The 17,934-nt window shown below is 63.2% G+C and carries 16 protein-coding genes; 8 read left to right on the top strand and 8 right to left on the bottom strand.

Going from position 1 to position 17,934, the window contains the following annotated elements; translation table 11 throughout:
• Positions 1–187 precede the first annotated feature (187 nt).
• Positions 188–1,228, bottom strand: coding sequence for an LLM class flavin-dependent oxidoreductase (locus JWP26_RS10580; protein ID WP_299726938.1), 1,041 nt, complete (start codon positions 1,226–1,228; stop codon positions 188–190).
• A 75-nt stretch (positions 1,229–1,303) separates the two neighbouring features.
• Positions 1,304–1,990, bottom strand: a complete 687-nt coding sequence (locus tag JWP26_RS10575; protein ID WP_299726935.1) for a tellurite resistance TerB family protein — start codon at positions 1,988–1,990, stop codon at positions 1,304–1,306.
• 101 nt (positions 1,991–2,091) lie between these two features.
• On the opposite strand from JWP26_RS10575, the gene JWP26_RS10570 reads away from it, so the two are divergent.
• Positions 2,092–2,454: a DUF4189 domain-containing protein gene (locus JWP26_RS10570; protein ID WP_299726932.1), complete on the top strand. Its 363-nt coding sequence runs from the start codon at positions 2,092–2,094 to the stop codon at positions 2,452–2,454.
• Positions 2,455–2,544: 90 nt separating this feature from the next.
• Here JWP26_RS10570 and JWP26_RS10565 read toward each other — a convergent pair whose 3' ends face one another.
• On the bottom strand, positions 2,545–2,937 hold the full coding sequence (locus JWP26_RS10565; protein WP_299726929.1) for a hypothetical protein: 393 nt from the start codon (positions 2,935–2,937) through the stop codon (positions 2,545–2,547).
• A 183-nt stretch (positions 2,938–3,120) separates the two neighbouring features.
• Positions 3,121–3,636 (bottom strand): TIGR00645 family protein, encoded by a 516-nt coding sequence (locus tag JWP26_RS10560; protein ID WP_299726927.1) that lies wholly within the window; start codon positions 3,634–3,636, stop codon positions 3,121–3,123.
• Between the two features lie 128 nt (positions 3,637–3,764).
• On the opposite strand from JWP26_RS10560, the gene JWP26_RS10555 reads away from it, so the two are divergent.
• Positions 3,765–4,667: an alpha/beta hydrolase gene (locus tag JWP26_RS10555; RefSeq protein ID WP_299726925.1), complete on the top strand. Its 903-nt coding sequence runs from the start codon at positions 3,765–3,767 to the stop codon at positions 4,665–4,667.
• 190 nt (positions 4,668–4,857) lie between these two features.
• Here JWP26_RS10555 and JWP26_RS10550 read toward each other — a convergent pair whose 3' ends face one another.
• Together JWP26_RS10550 and JWP26_RS10545 are read right to left on the bottom strand one after the other, a co-directional pair.
• Positions 4,858–6,780, bottom strand: coding sequence for an OmpA family protein (locus tag JWP26_RS10550; protein WP_299726923.1), 1,923 nt, complete (start codon positions 6,778–6,780; stop codon positions 4,858–4,860).
• Positions 6,781–6,932: 152 nt separating this feature from the next.
• Entirely contained in the window at positions 6,933–9,092 is a 2,160-nt protein-coding gene (locus JWP26_RS10545; protein ID WP_299726921.1) for an OmpA family protein, read from the bottom strand.
• Between the two features lie 288 nt (positions 9,093–9,380).
• Between JWP26_RS10545 and JWP26_RS10540 the strand changes: the two genes are divergently transcribed.
• Together JWP26_RS10540 and JWP26_RS10535 are read left to right on the top strand one after the other, a co-directional pair.
• Positions 9,381–9,803: a secondary thiamine-phosphate synthase enzyme YjbQ gene (locus JWP26_RS10540; protein ID WP_299726918.1), complete on the top strand. Its 423-nt coding sequence runs from the start codon at positions 9,381–9,383 to the stop codon at positions 9,801–9,803.
• Positions 9,803–10,633: a sulfite exporter TauE/SafE family protein gene (locus JWP26_RS10535; RefSeq protein WP_299726916.1), complete on the top strand. Its 831-nt coding sequence runs from the start codon at positions 9,803–9,805 to the stop codon at positions 10,631–10,633. Before JWP26_RS10540 ends, JWP26_RS10535 begins: the two co-directional genes overlap by 1 nt.
• A gap of 109 nt (positions 10,634–10,742) precedes the next feature.
• Here JWP26_RS10535 and JWP26_RS10530 read toward each other — a convergent pair whose 3' ends face one another.
• Entirely contained in the window at positions 10,743–11,462 is a 720-nt protein-coding gene (locus JWP26_RS10530) for an SIMPL domain-containing protein (protein ID WP_299726914.1), read from the bottom strand.
• Between the two features lie 192 nt (positions 11,463–11,654).
• Here JWP26_RS10530 and JWP26_RS10525 point away from each other — a divergent pair, with 192 nt between their 5' ends.
• Together JWP26_RS10525 and JWP26_RS10520 are read left to right on the top strand one after the other, a co-directional pair.
• Positions 11,655–12,809, top strand: coding sequence for a fumarylacetoacetate hydrolase family protein (locus JWP26_RS10525; RefSeq protein ID WP_299726912.1), 1,155 nt, complete (start codon positions 11,655–11,657; stop codon positions 12,807–12,809).
• Between the two features lie 24 nt (positions 12,810–12,833).
• A complete protein-coding gene (locus tag JWP26_RS10520) occupies positions 12,834–14,270 on the top strand; it encodes an aldehyde dehydrogenase family protein (RefSeq protein WP_299726910.1) in 1,437 nt (478 codons plus the stop codon).
• A gap of 243 nt (positions 14,271–14,513) precedes the next feature.
• Here JWP26_RS10520 and JWP26_RS10515 read toward each other — a convergent pair whose 3' ends face one another.
• Positions 14,514–15,719, bottom strand: coding sequence for a PLP-dependent aminotransferase family protein (locus tag JWP26_RS10515; RefSeq protein ID WP_299726908.1), 1,206 nt, complete (start codon positions 15,717–15,719; stop codon positions 14,514–14,516).
• Between the two features lie 284 nt (positions 15,720–16,003).
• On the opposite strand from JWP26_RS10515, the gene JWP26_RS10510 reads away from it, so the two are divergent.
• Both JWP26_RS10510 and JWP26_RS10505 read left to right on the top strand, forming a co-directional pair.
• Positions 16,004–17,353, top strand: coding sequence for a PLP-dependent aminotransferase family protein (locus tag JWP26_RS10510; protein ID WP_299726906.1), 1,350 nt, complete (start codon positions 16,004–16,006; stop codon positions 17,351–17,353).
• A gap of 348 nt (positions 17,354–17,701) precedes the next feature.
• Positions 17,702–17,934 (top strand): substrate-binding domain-containing protein (locus tag JWP26_RS10505; RefSeq protein ID WP_299726903.1); only part of this gene is annotated, 233 nt, incomplete at its 3' end.

Here is a 17,934-nt window from a genome sequence, read left to right as displayed (position 1 = left end):
GAGTCTCGATAGCATTAGTGGGTCGGTGAGGGGAGAGTTTTGGGCGGCGTCCTTCACCTCTCCCTTTGGGGGAGAGGTCGGCGCGCAGCGACGGGTGAGGGGGCCTTCGGCAAACACCTCACTCGGTAAAGGCCCCCTCACCCGACCCAGGAGGGTCGACCTCTCGCCCGAAGGGAGAAGTGAAGAGCTACCGCGGCAGCGCCTTGTCGATCGCCGGCTTCACTACGGTCCCGAACAGCTCGATCGCCTTCATGACCTTGTCGTGGGGCAGGGTGCCGACGCTGAGTTGCAGCCCGAAGCGGTCGTGCTTGAACCATTCGTGCTGCATCAGGATCTTGTCGATGACCTCTTGCGGCGAGCCCATGAAATAGGCGCCGTTGGGTGTGGCGCCGGCATCGAACTGGGCGCGGCTGGTCGGGCCCCAGCCGCGTTCCTTGCCGATACGGTTCATCACTTGGCTGTGGGCCGGATAGGCGATGTCGCGCGCGTCCTGGCTGTCGGCGGCGATGAAGCCATGCGAGCTGATGCCGACCGGCAGGGTTTTCGGGTCCTTGCCGGTTTTCTCGGCGGTTTCGCGGTAGAAATCCACCAAGGGGGCAAATTGCTTGGGCTGGCCGCCGATGATGGCGATCATCAGGGGCAGGCCGTAATAGGCAGCACGAGCCACTGAATTGGGCGTGCCGCCGACGGCGATCCACAGCGGCAGAGGGTCCTGCACAGGCTTGGGATAGATTTCGAGCCCCGGAATGGGCTTGGTGTGTTCGCCGCCTGGCCAGGTGACTTTACCCCCGGCGCGAATGGCCATCAGCATTTCGAGCTTTTCCTCGAACAGGCTGTCGTAGTCGTCGAGCTTCAGGCCGAACAGGGGGAAGCTTTCGATGAACGAGCCACGGCCGGCCATGATTTCGGCGCGGCCGTTGGACAGAAGGTCGAGCGTCGAGAACTGCTGGTAGACGCGGATGGGGTCTTCCGAGCTCAGCACGGTGACGGCGGTCGACAGCTTGATGGTTTTGGTTTTCGCGGCGGCGGCGGCCAGGATGGTCACCGGAGCCGAGGCGACGAAATCGGGGCGGTGATGTTCGCCCAGGCCGTAAAAATCCAGCCCGAGCTGGTCGGCCAGCTCGATCTCTTCCAGCAGGTCCTTCAGCCGTTCGGCCGGGCTCTGCAGCGCATCGCCATTCAGCGCGTCGGGGGTGTTTTCAGCGAAGGAATAAAGACCGAGTTCCATGGTGTGCCTCTTGTTTGCAGGACAGATGGCCACTGTCCTGCAAACCGGCAAGAACGCACACGGATGTAACCGCGCCTAGACGTTGCTGCTCGAGGGCGTGTAGGCGAAGGGCGCGGCTGGCTGGGTTGGGCGCAGCAGGGGCTCGCCGGCGGCCTTGTGGATTTCGTCGACCAGGCCCGGCTCCAGCTTGAGCTTGGTGGCCAGCGCGTCGAGATAGGCGCGCTCCGAAGCCGTATCGGCGGTGATGGCCACCAGCGAGGCCGCATAGATTTCGCTGGCATGCTCGGGCGTATCGGCGCGGGCGACGACGGCGTTGATATCGAGGGGGCTGGAGAGTTCATCGAACACCCAGGCCTTCTCTTCGGCACTCAGCGACATGGTTTCGAGCTTGGTGAAGATGGCTTCCTTCTCGTCGCCATCGATCTTGCCGTCGGCCTTGGCTGCGGCGATCATGGCGCGCACGAGGGTCTTGCCCAGCTGCTCCTGCGCCTGCGCATCGGCCTGTGGGGGGATGAAGGCGTCCTGGCTTTGTGCCGGCGCGGGGGCGTTGCCCTTGTTCTGCTGATGGTTCTGCCAGGCCTTGTAGGCCAGCCCGCCCACCGCTGCCACGGCGCCGATCTGGACGGCATTGCCGAGCAGCTTGCCAGGATTGCCGCCGCCGAGCAGCATGCCGGCCGCAACGCCTGCGGCGCCGGTTAGCGCGGTGCGCTGCGTGTTGGGATCGGTTTGCAGGGCTTTGAGAATCTGGTCGATATTGAACATGGCTGGCTCCCTTGGTTTTCATGTGAAGTGGGAAGCCGAATGGGGCTTCGCAAGGCGGGCCGCTACGACGTAATGTCGCGCCATCTTTTGAGGATGCATAAATGAGCAAATCGATCGGACTGATCTTGGCCGCGCTGATGCTGCTGACGGCCGCCACCAGCGGCGCGCAAGCTGTGGAATGGGGCTCGATCTACTATTCGCCGAGCACGCACGCGACCGGATTTTCGCACAATTACGATACCCAGCGCCAGGCGGAACGGGCTGCGGCCAGCTATTGCCGCGGTGGCGATTGCGAATATGCGATCAGTTTCCGCAATGCCTGCGGGGCTGTGGCGGTGGGCCGCAATGGTGGCTGGGGTGCCGATTGGGGCACCACGGGCAATTCGGCGCAGAGCAACGCCGTCAACGCCTGCCGCTCGCACGATCGTGGTTGCAGCGTCGTCCGCTGGCAGTGCAGCAAGTAGCGTTTTCAGGCAAAGAAAAGCCCCGGCGGGGCGGCCGGGGCTTTAAGTGACGCCTCAGAGGGAGTGCTGAGGCGTCGGGGACGCTTTAAATTATGGAGCCGTCGGAGCCGGCGTGGTGGTGTCAGTAGCCGGGGCGGCGGGCGTAGCCGGAGCCGCATCAACGGCCGGAGCCGGGGTCGCGGGGGCTGCGTCAGGGGTAGCCGGTGCCTCGGTCATCGGAGCCGGGGCGGTATCGGTTGCCGGAGCTTCGGTCATCGGTGCGGGGGCTGCGGCGCCCGAATCTGTGGACGTGATTGCTGGGCTGGCGCTTGTATCGACTGCGGTCGATGGGCCCGAATTGGCCGAGAAGACCAGATAGCCGATGGCAAGCAGTGCCAGGACCACAATGATGCCGACGAACCAGCCCGTACCATTGCTTTCGCGGGTATAGACAGTGCGGGTGCCGTCATTGGTGTAAACTGTATCGCGTTCTGGGGTAGCCATGATTGCGCTCCTTTGTTGCACGCTATGGCAAAGAAACGCGGGTTTTCCGAAATCGTTCCCGATTCCGTGATCACGCTGAGATACGTGCCCGGCCGCCCAAAAGCGCTGAATTTTCAAAAGATTGCGCGCAAAAAATCGCCCGGTAGCCGGGATTTTTCCACAGCTAGGACGAAATAATCGCCTCTAAAGATCGGGTTCTTTGTCTTTTCCCGGCTTTTTGGAGATGCGGTCGATGATCGCCAGGAACACTGCCGAAACCACGAAAGCCAGGTGGATGATGGTGAACCACATGATCTGGGTGTCGGTATATTTCGGCACGTTGAGAAAAATCTGCAGCAGGTGGATCGAGGAGATGGCGACGATAGTGGAGGCCACCTTGATTTTGAGCGAGCCGGCATCGATCTGGCCCAGCCAGTGCACGTCGTCCTCATTGTCGAAGCGCGAGACGAAGTTCTCGTAGCCCGAGATGATGACCATGACGACGAGGCTGGCGATCAGCGCGGCGTCGATCAGCCCCAGCACCTTGAGGATGGTTTCGGTATCGTCCATCTCAAAGACATGGCTGGCGAATTCCCAGAGCTTGAAGATGAACGAGGCGGCATAGATCGCCAGCGCCAGGCCCAGCCCGATATAAAAGACGACCAGCAGCCAACGCGACGCCAGGATGACCTTCTCGACGAAAATTTCCAGCTGCTTCATGCTCGGCTCCACTGCGAGAACCCCCAATAGCAAGATTTGCCGGCCAAACAAGGGCCCGGGCTGCATAGGGGCTTGTCGGCGGCGCCCGGATCGGCACTGATGCTGGCAAAACCGCGGAGGGGAAACCGATGATCAGCGACGACGCACGCAAGGAAATCGACATTCTGTTTGCCAGGCCCAAAAAGGTGGGCCTGACACTGACGGAGAACCGGCGCCAGTGGGAGGACGAGTGCCTCACCACCCATACGCTGCCCGAAGGGGCGGTGGTGGAGGCGGTGATTGCCGGCGGCGTGCCGGGCGAATGGGTGACCATGCCGCAGAGCCAGGCGGGCAAGGTGTTCCTGCTACTGCACGGTGGCGGCTATAATGCAGGCTCGCCCAAGACGCATCGGCGCATGGCGGCTAATCTGGCGGCGGCCACCGGGATGCGGGTGCTGGTGCCCGATTATCGGCTGGCGCCCGAGCATCCGTTCCCGGCCGGCGTCAAGGATGCGCTGCTGGCCTATGGCTGGTTGCTGAGCCAGGGTTTGAGCGAGGCCGATGTGGTGGTGGGTGGTGACTCCGCCGGGGGCGGGCTGGCGCTGTCGATGCTGCTGGCCCTACGCGAGGCCAATGCCAAAATGCCGCTGGCAGCAGTGCTGATGGCGCCGTGGACCGATCTGACGGTCTCCAGCCCGTCTTATGAAACGCTGCGCGCCAAGGACCCGATCATCACGCGCGAGGGACTGCGCGAGGCAGGGCTGTGGTATGCGGGCAATCGCGATCCGGCCGATCCGATGCTGTCGCCACTATTCTCCGATCCCGCCGGACTGCCGCCGCTGCTGATCCATGCCGGTGGCGACGAGGTGATGGTGGATGACTCGGTGCTGTTCGCGCAGAAGGCACAGGCGGCTGGGGTGGAGACGATTCTGAAGGTGTGGCCCGGGCTGTGGCACGTGTTCCACGTCCAGTCCTATGTGCCCGAAGCGGCGCAGGCGATCGCCGAGATCGGGGCGTTTGTGCGCGAGCAGATGGGGCGGTCCGAGACTTAGGCGCCTTCATCGGGCGCCACCTTCTCCCCGACGGGGAGAAGAATAAGTGGGCCAGCGGGGTTCGCCGAGGACTTAGCTGGCGCCTTGAGCCTTGGCGAACCCCCTGTCGGAGGCCCTCGCATCCGGCACGATTGGTATGACCGATTGATCATGAACGCAGGTCGAATAGACCTGCGGTTGTCCGTTCATCTTACCGGCTGGCGAAGTACGGCGTCACCAAAGGTGTGATGCGGCGGATGGTGACGCGGCGGTTCTGTGCCTCGGCACGCGGCGTCCTGATCCGCAGGTAACGCTCGCCATAGCCCTGGGTCGCCAAGTTTTCCGGCGGGATATCGTAATACTGGGTCAGGATGCGCGCGACATTGCTGGCGCGCTGGTCCGACAGGATCAGGTTATCGCGATCCGAACCGGTGGCGTCGGTGTGACCTTCGATGAGGAAGGTTTCGCCCGGGTTCTGCTCGAGCAAGGTCGACATGGCCTCGGCGAGGCGGCTCAGCCCATTGACCTGGCTGCGGCTGAGGTTGGCCGAGCCCGAGGCAAAGTTCAGATCGTTGACTTCGAGCCGGCGCAGGCTGTCCCGCAGGCGGGCAGAGCGCTTGACTTCGTCGATTGAATAGATGCGGCGGGCACGCTCCAGCGGGGGTTCGGCGAAGAACCGCGCAATCCGGGCTGCATCGGCGTAGCGCCAATCCAGCGCGTAGTCGCGGATCGAGATGGTGATGCGCAGCGGCGGCAGGTCGATGCCGGGGTCGCCCCAATATTGCATGTCATCGTAATAGGCCGGGTCGAAATAGGCCATCACATAGGTATCGCCATAGGGGTCGGTGCGGTAGCGCTCGAGGATATTGCCGTATTGGTCGCGCGTGGTGACGACAACCGAGCCGTCGTCGCGATAGACGGTTTCGCGGAAGCGGTTATCGCCGATCTGGTCGAACTGATAGTTGTCGTCGCGGCCGAAAATGCGGTCACGGTCGGCGTAGGAATTGTTGATGATGACGGTGTTGTTGGTCTCGTAGATATAGGTGTTCTGGACGTTGTTGATGATGGTGACGTTCTGCGGCGTCACCACTTGAGGAGCGGCGGCCAACCGTTCGCCCGGAGCCGCATTGGCCTCGACGATCTGCTCGGGTGTCACCTCTGCCATAACCTGCGCCTGCTCGTCGCTTACGGGCGCTTCGACGTCCTCGTCAGTGTCCGCTTCCATGTCGACTGTGCCATCCTTGGCGCTGTCGAACAGGGGCGCAGAATTCTCGGCTGATTCGCCGTCGGCCAGCGGTTCGCTCGCGGTGGAGAGTTCCTCGGCCGGCAGGTCGGCGATCGGATCGTCCTCTGCGAGAGCTTCTGCGGCCATCGGCTCGACATCCGCGTCGTCCTCGACAACGAGATCGGGGTCAGCAACCTGGTCGGCGGTGACATCGGTTTGTTCTTGGTTCGCGTCGGGCTCGACGGCGGTGTCTTCTTCGGTGGTTTGGGGTTCGACGGCAGTCTCTTCGTCGGTAGTGTCCGGCACGACCACCGGCTCGTCATCGCTCATTTCAGGGTCGGCGACGGGCTCTTCCTGCGTGGTCTCGTTCTCGACCGCCGTCGTATCGTCGGGCGTAGCCTCGTCTACCGATGGATCGGGCGTGGGCTCGTCATAGACAGGCTCATCCGCTGCCGGTTCGTCGTAAACAGGTTCCTCAGGGGCTGGCTCATCATAAACCGGCTCCTCGGGCGCAGGTTCATCATAGACAGGCTCTTCGGCCGCCGGCTCGTCGTAGGCTGGCTCTTCGGGAGCGGGTTCCTGGTAGACGGGTTCCTCGGGGGCGGGCTCGTCGTAGACGGGCTCCTCGGGAGCAGGCTCCTGATAGACTGGTTCTTCAGGGGCCGGTTCCTCGTAGACGGGCTCTTCCGGCGCAGGCTCCTCATAGGCGGGTTCTTCGTAGACGGGCTCTTCAGGAGCAGGTTCCTCATAAACCGGTTCCTCGGCCGGTGCGGCGCCCTGCAGGGCAGCCAGACATTCGTCATAGCTTGCAAAGCCCGCGCATTCCTCAGGCATGTCTTCCTGCGCGAATGCGGGTGCTGCCAGCACAGTAGAGAAGCCGACAACGGCAAGCCAAAAACGAAAACGCATTGAAGGTCCTTATGCCGCTGCAGAATTTAGTCAGCAGCTATACTGAAATCTAGACCGTCGCACAGTCACAAGTTGGCCGGATCGTTACCGGGCCAAAAAAAGAAAAAAGGCCGGGCGATGTGCCCGGCCTTCATGTTCAGCTTTGGTTCAGATTAGTTGCTGGCCATCGTAATCAGCGGCGTAATGCGGCGGATGGTGACGCGGCGGTTTTCGCGTTCGGCGGCATCTGTGCGGATGCGCAGATAGCGTTCGCCATAGCCCTGGGTCGCCAGGTTTTCCGGCGGCACCTTGTAGAAGTCGGTCAGGATGCGGGCAACCGTGGCGGCGCGCAGGTCGCTGAGCTGCAGGTTCTTGATATCGGTACCGACGGCATCGGTATGGCCTTCGATCAGGAAGGTTTCAGCCGGGTTGTTGGCCAGCAGCCCAAGCATGGCGTTGGCCACGTTGCTGAGGGCCGCAACCTGGTCACGGCTGATGGTTGCCGCACCGCTATCGAAGGTCAGGCCGCCCACTTCGAGCTTGCGCACGCTGTCACGCACACGCGAAGACCGCTTGACCTCGTCGATCGAATAGAGGCGAGCGACCTGCTCGACGGGCGGCTGGCGGAAGAACACTTCGACATCGTTCTGATCGGCATCCTCGGCGTCAAGCACGTAATCGCGGACCGGGATGTTGAGGCGCAGCGGAGGCAGATCCTGGCCCGGATCCCGCCATTCCAGCAGATCGTTGTCGTAACGATCATCGAAATAGGCGAGCACGGTTTCGCGGCCGTCGGGCGAGAAGCGCGAGCGACGCAGCACGTCGCCATTGCGGTTGCGCACGGTGACGATCTGGGTGCCATCAGGACGCGTAATGGTCTCGCGAACGCGGCCGTTGCTGAGGTTTTCGTAGAACACCTCATCCTGCTGGTTGTCGAAATACCGGTCGGTATCCTGGCCGGGGGTGTTGACGATCAACTGCGTACCAATCTGCAGGATGACCTGGGTCAGCTGATCACCATAGGTGGTCTGGCGCAGGTCGTTCTGTTCGATATTGGTCTGCTGGCCGATATTGGTCTGCGTGTTGTTCTGGGTATTGTTGGTGGTGTTGTTCGTCGTGTTGTTGGTGATGTTGTTGACGACATTAGTCTGGTTGATGATCGTCACGTTCTGCGGCACCACGGTCGGCGCGACGGCGGCAGCAGTCACCTGTTCGCCCTGTTCCTCGGTGACCGAGACGCGAGCGGCTTCTGCAGGCGCAAAGGCGGCTTGAGCGGCGGCATCGTTTTCCGGTGGCGGGGCAACGGGCGCCTCGGGCACCACTGCGGCGGCGGGCTGGCCATCGGCGGGTGCAGGAGCGGCTTCGAAGTCCTTGGCGCTGTCGAGCACCGGAGCAACCTGCTCCTGCGTGATGCCCTGCGGCAGGTTCTGGATCACTTCGACCGGCTGGCCCGTGGCGTCAACGGGAGCTTCGCCAACCGGCTGTTCAGCCGGGGTCTGTTCGGCCGGCGCTGGCGCCGCCGGGGTGAGGCCGGGCACTTCGGTGAGCTTCAGGCCATTGGCGGCAAGGCACGCATTGGCGTCGGCCTGGCCGGCGGCAGCACAAATGCTGGCGATCTGAGCGCGGGCAGCGTCCATATTGGCCTGGGCCGCGGTGGCATCGCCACCCGACATCAGGTCGGCAAGGGCGGTGTCGTAGGCATCAACCTGTGCTTGCAGGTCGGCCTGCAGATTGGCGTTGACCGGAGCGGGAGCAGCTTCAGGGGCCGGGGCGGCTTCCGGGGCAGGCGCAGCCTCTGGAGCCGGTGCGGCCTCCGGAGCCGGTGCAGCTTCTGGAGCGGGAGCAGCTTCCGGGGCCGGGGCGGCCTCTGGAGCCGGTGCGGCTTCCGGAGCGGGAGCAGCTTCAGGGGCCGGAGCGGCTTCTGAAGCCGGGGCGGCTTCCACGGCGGGCGCGGCCTCTGGGGCCGGTGCGGCTTCAGGCGCCGGAGCGGCCTCAGGGGCCGGTGCCGGTTCAGGGGCAGCCTCAGGCTCGGGTGCCGGTTCGGGCGCAACCTCAGGGGCAGGCGCCGGCTCTGGAGCAGCTTCGGGAGCGGGGGCGGGCTCAGGCGCAGCTTCCGGCGCCGGCTCCGGTGCGGGAGCGGCTTCCGGGGCTGGCGCTGGTTCAGGCGCAGCCTCAGGTGCCGGGGCGGCTTCGGGAGCGGGCGCCGGTGCCGGTGCAGCCGACATGGCGGCGACGCAGGCGTCGAAATCGGTGATCCCGGCGTCGATACACTGCTGCGGCAATTCCGGTGCTGGAGCGTCCTGCGCGAAGACCGGTATGGGCGCGAAAATCATTATTCCCAGGCTGGTGCTCGCGAGGAGCCAGTTTCGAATGCGCATAGTGATTCCTTTGTGGTCGACAGACACTTGGTACCAGCATCACGGCGCCAGTCTGAACCGAGACTGAACGGCGCCAAGATTATCGATGTGATGCAAATCCCCTCGTAATGCCCGCAACGCTTGGACTTGTGCCAAGGTTCCGCAGGCAGGCAATCGAACATGAATGGCCGATGATGGCGCCAATGCGGCGCTGGCCGCCAGAGCCAAGCCGTGTTAGGCCGGAGGCACACTGCCGGACCCGCCATGCTGCAAGCTCTCGATACGCTCACCGTTTCCACCAATGGCGCCGCACTCTACGAGTTTACCCGTGACGTGCGCCGCTTCGTGGAGGCATCGGGCGTGGCTACGGGGCTGTTGACCGTCTATTGCCGCCACACGTCCTGTTCGCTGCTGATCCAGGAAAATGCCGACGACGACGTCAAGACCGATCTCGACGGCTTCTTTCGTCGTTTGGTGCCGCAGGGCATGGACTGGATCGTCCACACCACCGAGGGCGCCGACGACATGCCCGCCCATATCAAGGCGGCGCTGACCCAGACCTCGATCGCCATTCCCATCGCCCAAGGCAGTCCGGTGTTCGGCACCTGGCAGGGCATTTATCTGTTCGAGCACCGCACGAGCCCGCATCGGCGCGAGGTGGTGCTGCATATTATTGGAGACGCATGATGGACTGGGGTTCACTCCTGTCATACTGGCCCTTCGTGGTTGGCCTTTTGGTCACCGGTGTCTGTTCGGGCATTGCGGCGGGGCTGCTCGGCATTGGCGGAGGCGCCATCATTGTGCCAGCGCTGTCGACGGCGCTATCGGTGCTCGGCTATGGCAGTGACGTGGTGCAACACGTGGCGGTGGGCACGTCGCTCGCCATCATCATCCCGACCGGCATCATGAGCGCACGGGCGCACCAAAAGCGCGGGGCGCTGGATATGCCCACGCTCAAGCTGTGGGTGCCGTTCATCGTCATCGGCACGCTGATCGGTGGCGTGGCGGCCGCGTTCCTGTCGGGCGACGTGCTGCGGGTGGTCTTTGCGGTCATGGCCTTCGTCATTGCCGCCAATATCGTGTTCGGCTTCCAGGACAAGGTGATGGGCCATCTGCATGGCTCTGGCCTGACGCACCGGATTTCGGCGTTTGTGGTCGGCTTCATCTCGGCGCTGATGGGCATTGGCGGCGGTTCCCTCAGTGTGCCGACGCTGGTGGCGTTCGGCGCCAAGATGCATGCGGCGGTGGGCACCTCGGCGGCGCTGGGCGTCGCCATCGCCATTTCCGGCACTGGTGGCTACATCGTTTCGGGCTGGGGCGTGGCCGGCGTGCCGCCGCTGAGCCTGGGCTATATCAACCTGCCGGCGCTGGTATTGGTCGCCGTGCTGGCTGCCATTTTCGCCCCGCTGGGCGCCACCATTGCGCACCGGCTGGACCAGAAAACGCTCAAGTACGTTTTTGCGGGGTTCCTGGTGTTCGTGGGGCTGAACATGCTGTGGAAGGTGGTCTACGGCTAGGCTGAAAATGACAAAGGCCGGACTTGCGTCCGGCCTTTGAATTAGGTTGGTGGGGACGGTTGACTACGAAGGCCATCCCCACCGTCCAAGCCCCTTGGGAGGGTTTGGGTTACTTGCCGGCGTCTTCCAGGTCCCACTGAACCGAAACGTTGATGGCAAAGCTGAGTTCCCCGGCCGCGATCGGCACATCGGCGCGCGGCGCTGCCGCCGCCATGTCCTTGAACATGTAGGGCTGCGGCTGGCCAATATCCTGGCCTTCGTTGATCGATACGATGTCGTCCAGCTTGGCGCCGGCCGCGGTGGCATAGAGTTCCGCCTTGGCGCGAGCATCGGCAAAGGCCGCCTTGCGGGCTTCGTTGAGCAGTTCGCTCGGATCGGAAACGCTGAAGCTGACGCCGTTGATGGTATTGGCGCCCACGGTCACGGATTTATCCAGGATCGCGCCCAGCGTATCGAGAGCACGCACACGCACCGTCACGGTATTGCTGACCTGATAGCCATTGATCTTGGGCGGCAGCGTATAGCCATTGGCATCGCGCTCTTCGGTATAAACATAGTTCGGGCTGACCGAAAAACCCGAGGTCTGCACGTCGCGTTCGGCAATGCCCGAAGCCTTGAGTTCAGCCAGCAGGTCGGCCATTGCCTTGGTGTTCAGGTCCAATGCCTCGCGCGCGCTTGCGCCCTGGGTAGTCACGCCGGAGGTCACGAAGGCGGTGTCCGGGGACGCGGTGACTTCGCCATGGCCGGCGATCGAGATGGTGCCGGCGAAAGCGGGCAGGGACATGCTGGCGAGCAGGGCGAAGGGAATAAGACCGATCAGGGGACGCATAAGAAGAACTCCTTGAAGGCGTGGCGGCGACACTTCGCCACCTAATGCGTCCATAATGGGGCATACCTGAACCGAACTTGAACGGGCTGTGGAAACACGTGCGGCGAAGGGATCAGCCACATCGAGGTCCATAAACCTTGCGCGACAGGGGTGGGGCGGGTTACTCAGCCACTAACATTTCAGGGGACCGGCATGAGCGAAGTGATCTATCCCGCCGACGGCGTTTTGCTGGGGCGTGCCCGCGTTCCGGGCATTTCCCATCCGCTCATCGTGACGGTGCGGGATGGCGAGCTGGTCGATATCACCGCGCGCGGCATGGCCACGGTGCGCGATATCGCCGAGAGCGCCGATCCGTCGGGTTATGTGGCTGCAGCGCCGGGCAAGTCCATTGGTTCGGCCGATGCGATCATCGCCAATAGCTGGGCGCGCGTTACCGATTCCGCCAAGCCGGTGCTGCTGTCGCCCATCGACCTGCAGGCCATCAAGGCTTCGGGCGTCACCTTCGTGGTGTCGCTGCTGGAGCGGGTGATCGAAGAGCAGGCGCGGGGCGACAAGGCGCGTGCCGATGCGCTGCGCGGGGAAATTCTCGAGCTGATCGGCACCGATCTGAGTCAGCTGGTTCCGGGCTCGGAAACTGCCATGCGGGTCAAGGCGGCGCTGATCGCCAAGGGTGTCTGGAGCCAGTATCTCGAGGTGGGCATCGGGCCGGACGCCGAGATTTTCACCAAGGCGCCGACCATGGCGTCGGTGGGGTTTGGCGCCGATGTGGGGCTGCATCCGATTTCGAGTTGGAACAATCCAGAGCCGGAAGTCGCGCTGCTGGTGTCGAGCGCCGGCAAGATCGTCGGTGCCACCCTGGGCAATGACGTCAACCTGCGCGATGTCGAGGGCCGCTCGGCCCTGCTGCTGGGCAAGGCCAAGGACAATAACGCTTCGGCTTCGCTGGGGCCGTTCGTCCGGCTCTTCGATGGCAAATTCACGATCGACACCATCAGCCAGGCCGAAATCGCCCTGCGCGTCGAGGGGGAGGATGGCTTTGTGCTCGATGGGCATTCCTCGATGAGCCAGATTTCGCGTACGCCGCAATCGCTCGTCGAGGCCACCATCGGCCGTCACCATCAATATCCCGACGGGCTGGTGCTGTATCTCGGCACGATGTTCGCGCCGGTCAAGGACCGCGACGGCGTCGGCAAGGGCTTCACGCACAAGCTCGGCGATACCGTTTCGATCTCGACATCGAGCCTGGGCACACTATCTAACAGGGTGAACTTGTCGACGCTCGCCCCCGCCTGGACCTATGGCACCAGCCACTTGCTGCGCGATCTCGCTGCGGCCAACCTTCTCTGAATTCCTCTCAAAAGGCATCTCACCATGACATTGCATCAGAACCTCATCGGCGGCGAATGGGTCGGCACTGAGGGGCGCGACAACATCAACCCGTCCAATATCAATGACGTGGTGGGCGTTTACGCGCAGGCATCCGCCGACGAGACCAAGCAGGCGATCGCCGCCGCCAAGGCCGCGTTCCCCGCCTGGGCCCGCTCGGGTATTCTGGAGCGCCATGCGATCCTCAGCAAAACCTCCCAGGAAATCCTGGCCCGCAAGGCTGAGCTGGGCGAATTACTGGCGCGCGAGGAGGGCAAGACCCTTCCCGAAGCCATTGGCGAAGTCACCCGCGCCGCGCAGATTTTCGATTTCTTTGCCGGTGAAGTGCTGCGCCTGGCCGGCGAGATCATCCCGTCGGTGCGCCCCGGCGTCGGTGTCGAGATCACCCGCGAGCCGATCGGCGTCGTCGGCATCATCACGCCGTGGAATTTCCCTATCGCCATTCCGACCTGGAAGATCGCTCCGGCTTTGGCCTATGGCAATACCGTCGTGATCAAGCCGGCCGATCTGGTCCCTGGCTCGACCTGGGCCATTGTAGACATTCTCGTCCGCGCCGGCCTGCCCAAGGGCGTGCTGAACCTGGTGATGGGCAAGGGGTCGGTCGTCGGCCAGACCATGCTGGAATCCAAGGACGTCAACGCCATCACCTTCACCGGCTCGGTCGGTACCGGTAAGCGCGTGGCGCTGGCCTCGATCGAAGTGGGGCGCAAGTTCCAGCTCGAAATGGGCGGCAAGAACCCCACGGTCGTGCTCGATGACGCCGACCTCAAGGTCGCGGTGGAATCGGTGGCACAGTCGGCGTTCTTCTCCACCGGCCAGCGCTGCACGGCGTCATCGCGTGTCATCGTCACCGAAGGTATCCATGATGCATTCGTGGCGGCTCTGGGCGAGCGCGTCCGCAATCTGCGCGTCGGCGATGCCTTGCACAAGGACACGGAAATCGGCCCCGTTGTCGATGCCAGCCAGCTCAAGCAGGACACTGATTACATCGCCATCGGCAAGGCCGAAGGCGCCAAGCTTGCGGCCGGCGGCGAATTGGTGAAGGGCGCGACCGAAGGCTTTTACCTGCAGCCGACGCTGTTCACCGAAGCCACCAACCAGATGCGCATTTCCCGCGAGGAAATCTTCGGGCCCGTCGCCAGCGTCATCCGCGTTAAGGACTATGACGAGGCTTTGGCCACCGCGAACGATACTGAGTTTGGGTTATCGGCGGGTATCGTGACGACGTCGCTGAAATACGCCACGCACTTCAAGCGCAACTCGGAAGCCGGCATGGTGATGGTCAATGTGCCGACTGCCGGTGTCGATTTCCACGTGCCGTTTGGTGGTCGCAAGGCTTCGAGCATGGGACCGCGCGAGCAGGGTAAGTATGCCAACGAGTTCTTCACGGTGGTGAAGACGGCTTATACGGCTGCGGGTTAGGCCGAAGCCACTCCACAAACTCGGTGTCACCCCGGCGCAGGCCGGGGCCCATCCAGGGATCGTTCGACATATCGTGGTCGCTGAAGCGGTCCCCCTCATCCGGCCCTTTGGGCCACCTTCTCCCCAATGGGGAGAAGAATAAGAGGCTGCGCTAGCCGTATCCCTCTCCCCATCGGGGAGAGGGTGCCCGAGCGAAGCGGAGGGCGGGTGAGGGGGACTCTGTCCGCACGCTTGGCGCTGTCCTTAAGCCCCCACCACCATTTCCACTCGCCGCGCGACCTGCCCAACCAGTTCGCACAACTTATAAATTCCCCCTTCGATCTGTGCCTCGTCGCACAGCGAGAAGCTCAGCCGCATGGTGTTTTTCCCTGAGCCATCCGGGAAAAACGCCGAGCCCGGCACGAAGGCGATATCGGCCCGCAGCGCTTGCTTGAGCAGGTCGCCGGCATCGATATGCCTAGGCAGCGTCACCCACACGAACATCCCACCCTCGGGCCGTGTCCAGTGCACGCCCTCCGGCGCGTAGCGCTGCAAGGCCGCCAGCATGGCGTCGCGCCGCGTGCGGTACACCGAGCGAATCCGGGTCACCTGCGCGTCAAAGCTGTCCACCGCCGCGTGGTGAATGATGATCTGGTTGATGGTCGCCGTATGCAGGTCCGCCCCCTGCTTGAGCAGCACCAGCGGGCGGATCAGCGCCGCCGGGCCGCAAATCCAGCCCACCCGCATGCCGGGCGACAAGGTCTTGGAAAACGTGCCGCAATAGAGCGTGCGGGTGCTTTCGATGCTGCCGGTGCGCGCTTGGTCCAGCGCCGCGATCGTGGGGAGGTCCTGCCCGTCATAACGCAGCGCCGAATAGGCCGCGTCCTCGACGATCAGCGCGCCCATGGCATCCGCCTGCGCCAATGCCGCATGACGGGCCTTGAGACTCATGGTCTCGCCAGTCGGATTGGCGAAATCGGGCACCAGATAGATCAGCTTGGCAGGGCAGGCCGCGCGGGGCGCATCCAGTGCCTCAAACGTGGGCTGATAGGCGGAAAAAGCCTGCAGCGCGCCCAAATAGGTCGGCTGGGCAGTGGCCACGGTGTCGCCCGCGTCAATCACCAGCTTGCCGATCAGGTCCAGCCCCTGCTGCGAGCCACCGGTGATCAGGATGTTGTCGGGTGCGCAGGCGACGCCCATTCCTGCCATGCGTCCGGCGATCCACTGGCGCAGGGGCAGATAGCCCTCGGTAGTCGAATATTGCAGCGCCTCGCGCGCAATCGACGGACCGGCAAAGGTCTGCCGATAGGCGTCCTGGAACAGCCCCACATTGAACAGCGCCGGATCGGGAATGCCGCCCGCAAACGAGGTCATGCTCGGACGCGATACCAGCTTGAGTAGTTCGCGGATTTCCGAGGCCTTCATGGCCAGTGCGCGGGTCGACAGGCGGGGCAGGGCATAAGTAGGCATTGTATCACCTATAGCTGATATGATAGATACAATACTGATGGGATTGTTATGTCAATACTATTGACCTTAATTTCCGTGGAGGATAGTGATGGGTCCCTTCACCGGGAAAGAGCGCCTCGGCTGGGGCACGAAACCGTGCGGGATGTCACGAATTCCCGACTCTGATAGATATGATGCGTAAACGCTACGCACGCGCCTCCACAGCAATGGAACGTCCGATTGGTTCAGCTATTGTATCGTCATAGACTCCTTAGAAGCGATACAATCGTGAGACATGCGATACAATGACGCCTGGCCAACACCTCTTGCCTGACAGCGATCTGGCCCTGCATGAGCGATTGGCCAGTGCGCTTGTCAGCGCTATCGATAGCGGCGATTTCAAACCGGGTGCGCGTTTGCCGACCCACCGCAATCTGGCCGAACGGTTCGGCGTCTCCATCGGCACTGTTACCCGCGCCGTTGATGCGCTCAGCGATCGAGGCCTGGTGCGCGGCGAAATCGGGCGCGGCACGTTTGTGCTGGAGCGGGGCGTGTCGTCCGATGCCAATGATATTGTCGATCTCACGATCAATGCCCCGCCGCCTTTGCTGGGCTATGAGGCGCTGGCGGAAGCCGCCGAAATCGCCACGCGCCGGGCGCTACAATTGGCCAATGGCGGTTATGTCGATCACGGCGGCACGGATGCGCAGCGCAGCGTGGTCGCCGGCTGGCTAAGCGGCACTCGGCAGACTGCGACGGCCGACGACATTATCCTCACCAATGGTGCGCAGCAGGGTATCCACTTGGCCTTTGCGGCGCTGAAGGACCGCTCGGCGACAATCGCCACCGAGGGCGCGACGTTTCCGGGCGCTATCGCGGCGGCCGGAAATCTGGGCCTCACCATGCTACCCGTGATCACCGACGCGGAGGGCATGGTTCCCGATGCGCTTGATGCGGTGTTGGCGGCCAACCATTGCAAGATCATCTATACGACCCCGGTGTGCCAGAACCCGCTGGGCTTCGAGACCGGTCCCGAACGGCGGCGGGCCATTGCGGCGGTCGCGGCGCGGCATGACGCTTTCATCGTCGAGGACGATATCTATGGACTCTACGCGGCCAAGGGTCCGCTGACCTATAAAGACATCGCGCCCGACAGCGCCATCTTCGTGACCAGCCTGTCCAAGAGCCTGACGCCGCTAATGCGTCTCGGCGTCATGGTGCCACCGCGGCCGATGCGGGCCGGGGTTGCCAAGCGGATGCGCGCCGAGAGCTGGGGTCTTCCGCCCTTTGTCGCGGAACTGGCGGCGGCGTTGATCGAAACAGGGGCCGCGACCCGCACCGCGGCATTGTTGCGCGATGAAGCGCAGGCCCGGCAGAATATGGCGCAGCAGATTTTCAAGATTGCCAGCCTGCCCATGCCCAAGGGTGCGCCCCATATCTGGTTGCCGATGAGCCCGCTGGCGGCGGAACGCCTGGCGCGCCGCGCCAGTGAGGCGCGGGTGCGGATCACCCCGCCCGGCGCCACCCAGGTCGGCTCGTCCAGCGTCGGGGGCGTACGGCTCTGCATCATGGCGCCGCCGACCCGAAGCGGGCTGGAGCGTGGCCTGACCATTCTCGCCCGGCTGCTGGACAGTGAAGAAGACGTGATCGTCTGACACGTCATCTGGCTGTTGCGCGTCCCTGATTAGCCTATCTGGCGACCGTCTGATCGCACCCGATGACGAGGGGTGATCTTGCACACGTGCACACTCAAAAATCGCGCGACGAGACTTGGGAATGGCCCTGTCGTGATGTCATTTTTGAGCCTTTGTGACAGTGTCATTTTTGAATTAGTACAATGAAATCCTTTTGATTTCAACGTCTTAACCTGTCACAAATCCGTGGCCCAACTGCAATAAAACTGTCGCCGGGCACTCCTATGGTCTGCCGCGTCACAGGGCGGCCCCGATCCAAGCCAGATTGGCCAGCCAGGTTAAAAAATGAATTCCGAAAGGGAAATCTCAATGAAAACCGCACTCCTCACCGGTGTTGCTGTCATCGCGCTGGCCGCCATGGGCACGACCGGCGCTTTCGCTCAGTCGCGCGACACCATCCAGGTCTCGGGTTCCTCGACCGTGCTGCCGTTCGCCTCGATCGTTGCCGAAGAATTCGGCGCCACCTTCCCCGAGTTCAAGACGCCAGTCGTCGGTTCGGGCGGCACGGGCGCTGGCCTCAAGCAGTTCTGCGAAGGCGTTGA

This window comes from Devosia sp. (assembly GCF_028290435.1).
Taxonomy (GTDB): Bacteria; Pseudomonadota; Alphaproteobacteria; order Rhizobiales; family Devosiaceae; genus Devosia.
Note: the sequence above shows the minus strand (reverse complement) of the source record. Positions and strands in the feature narration are given on the sequence as shown.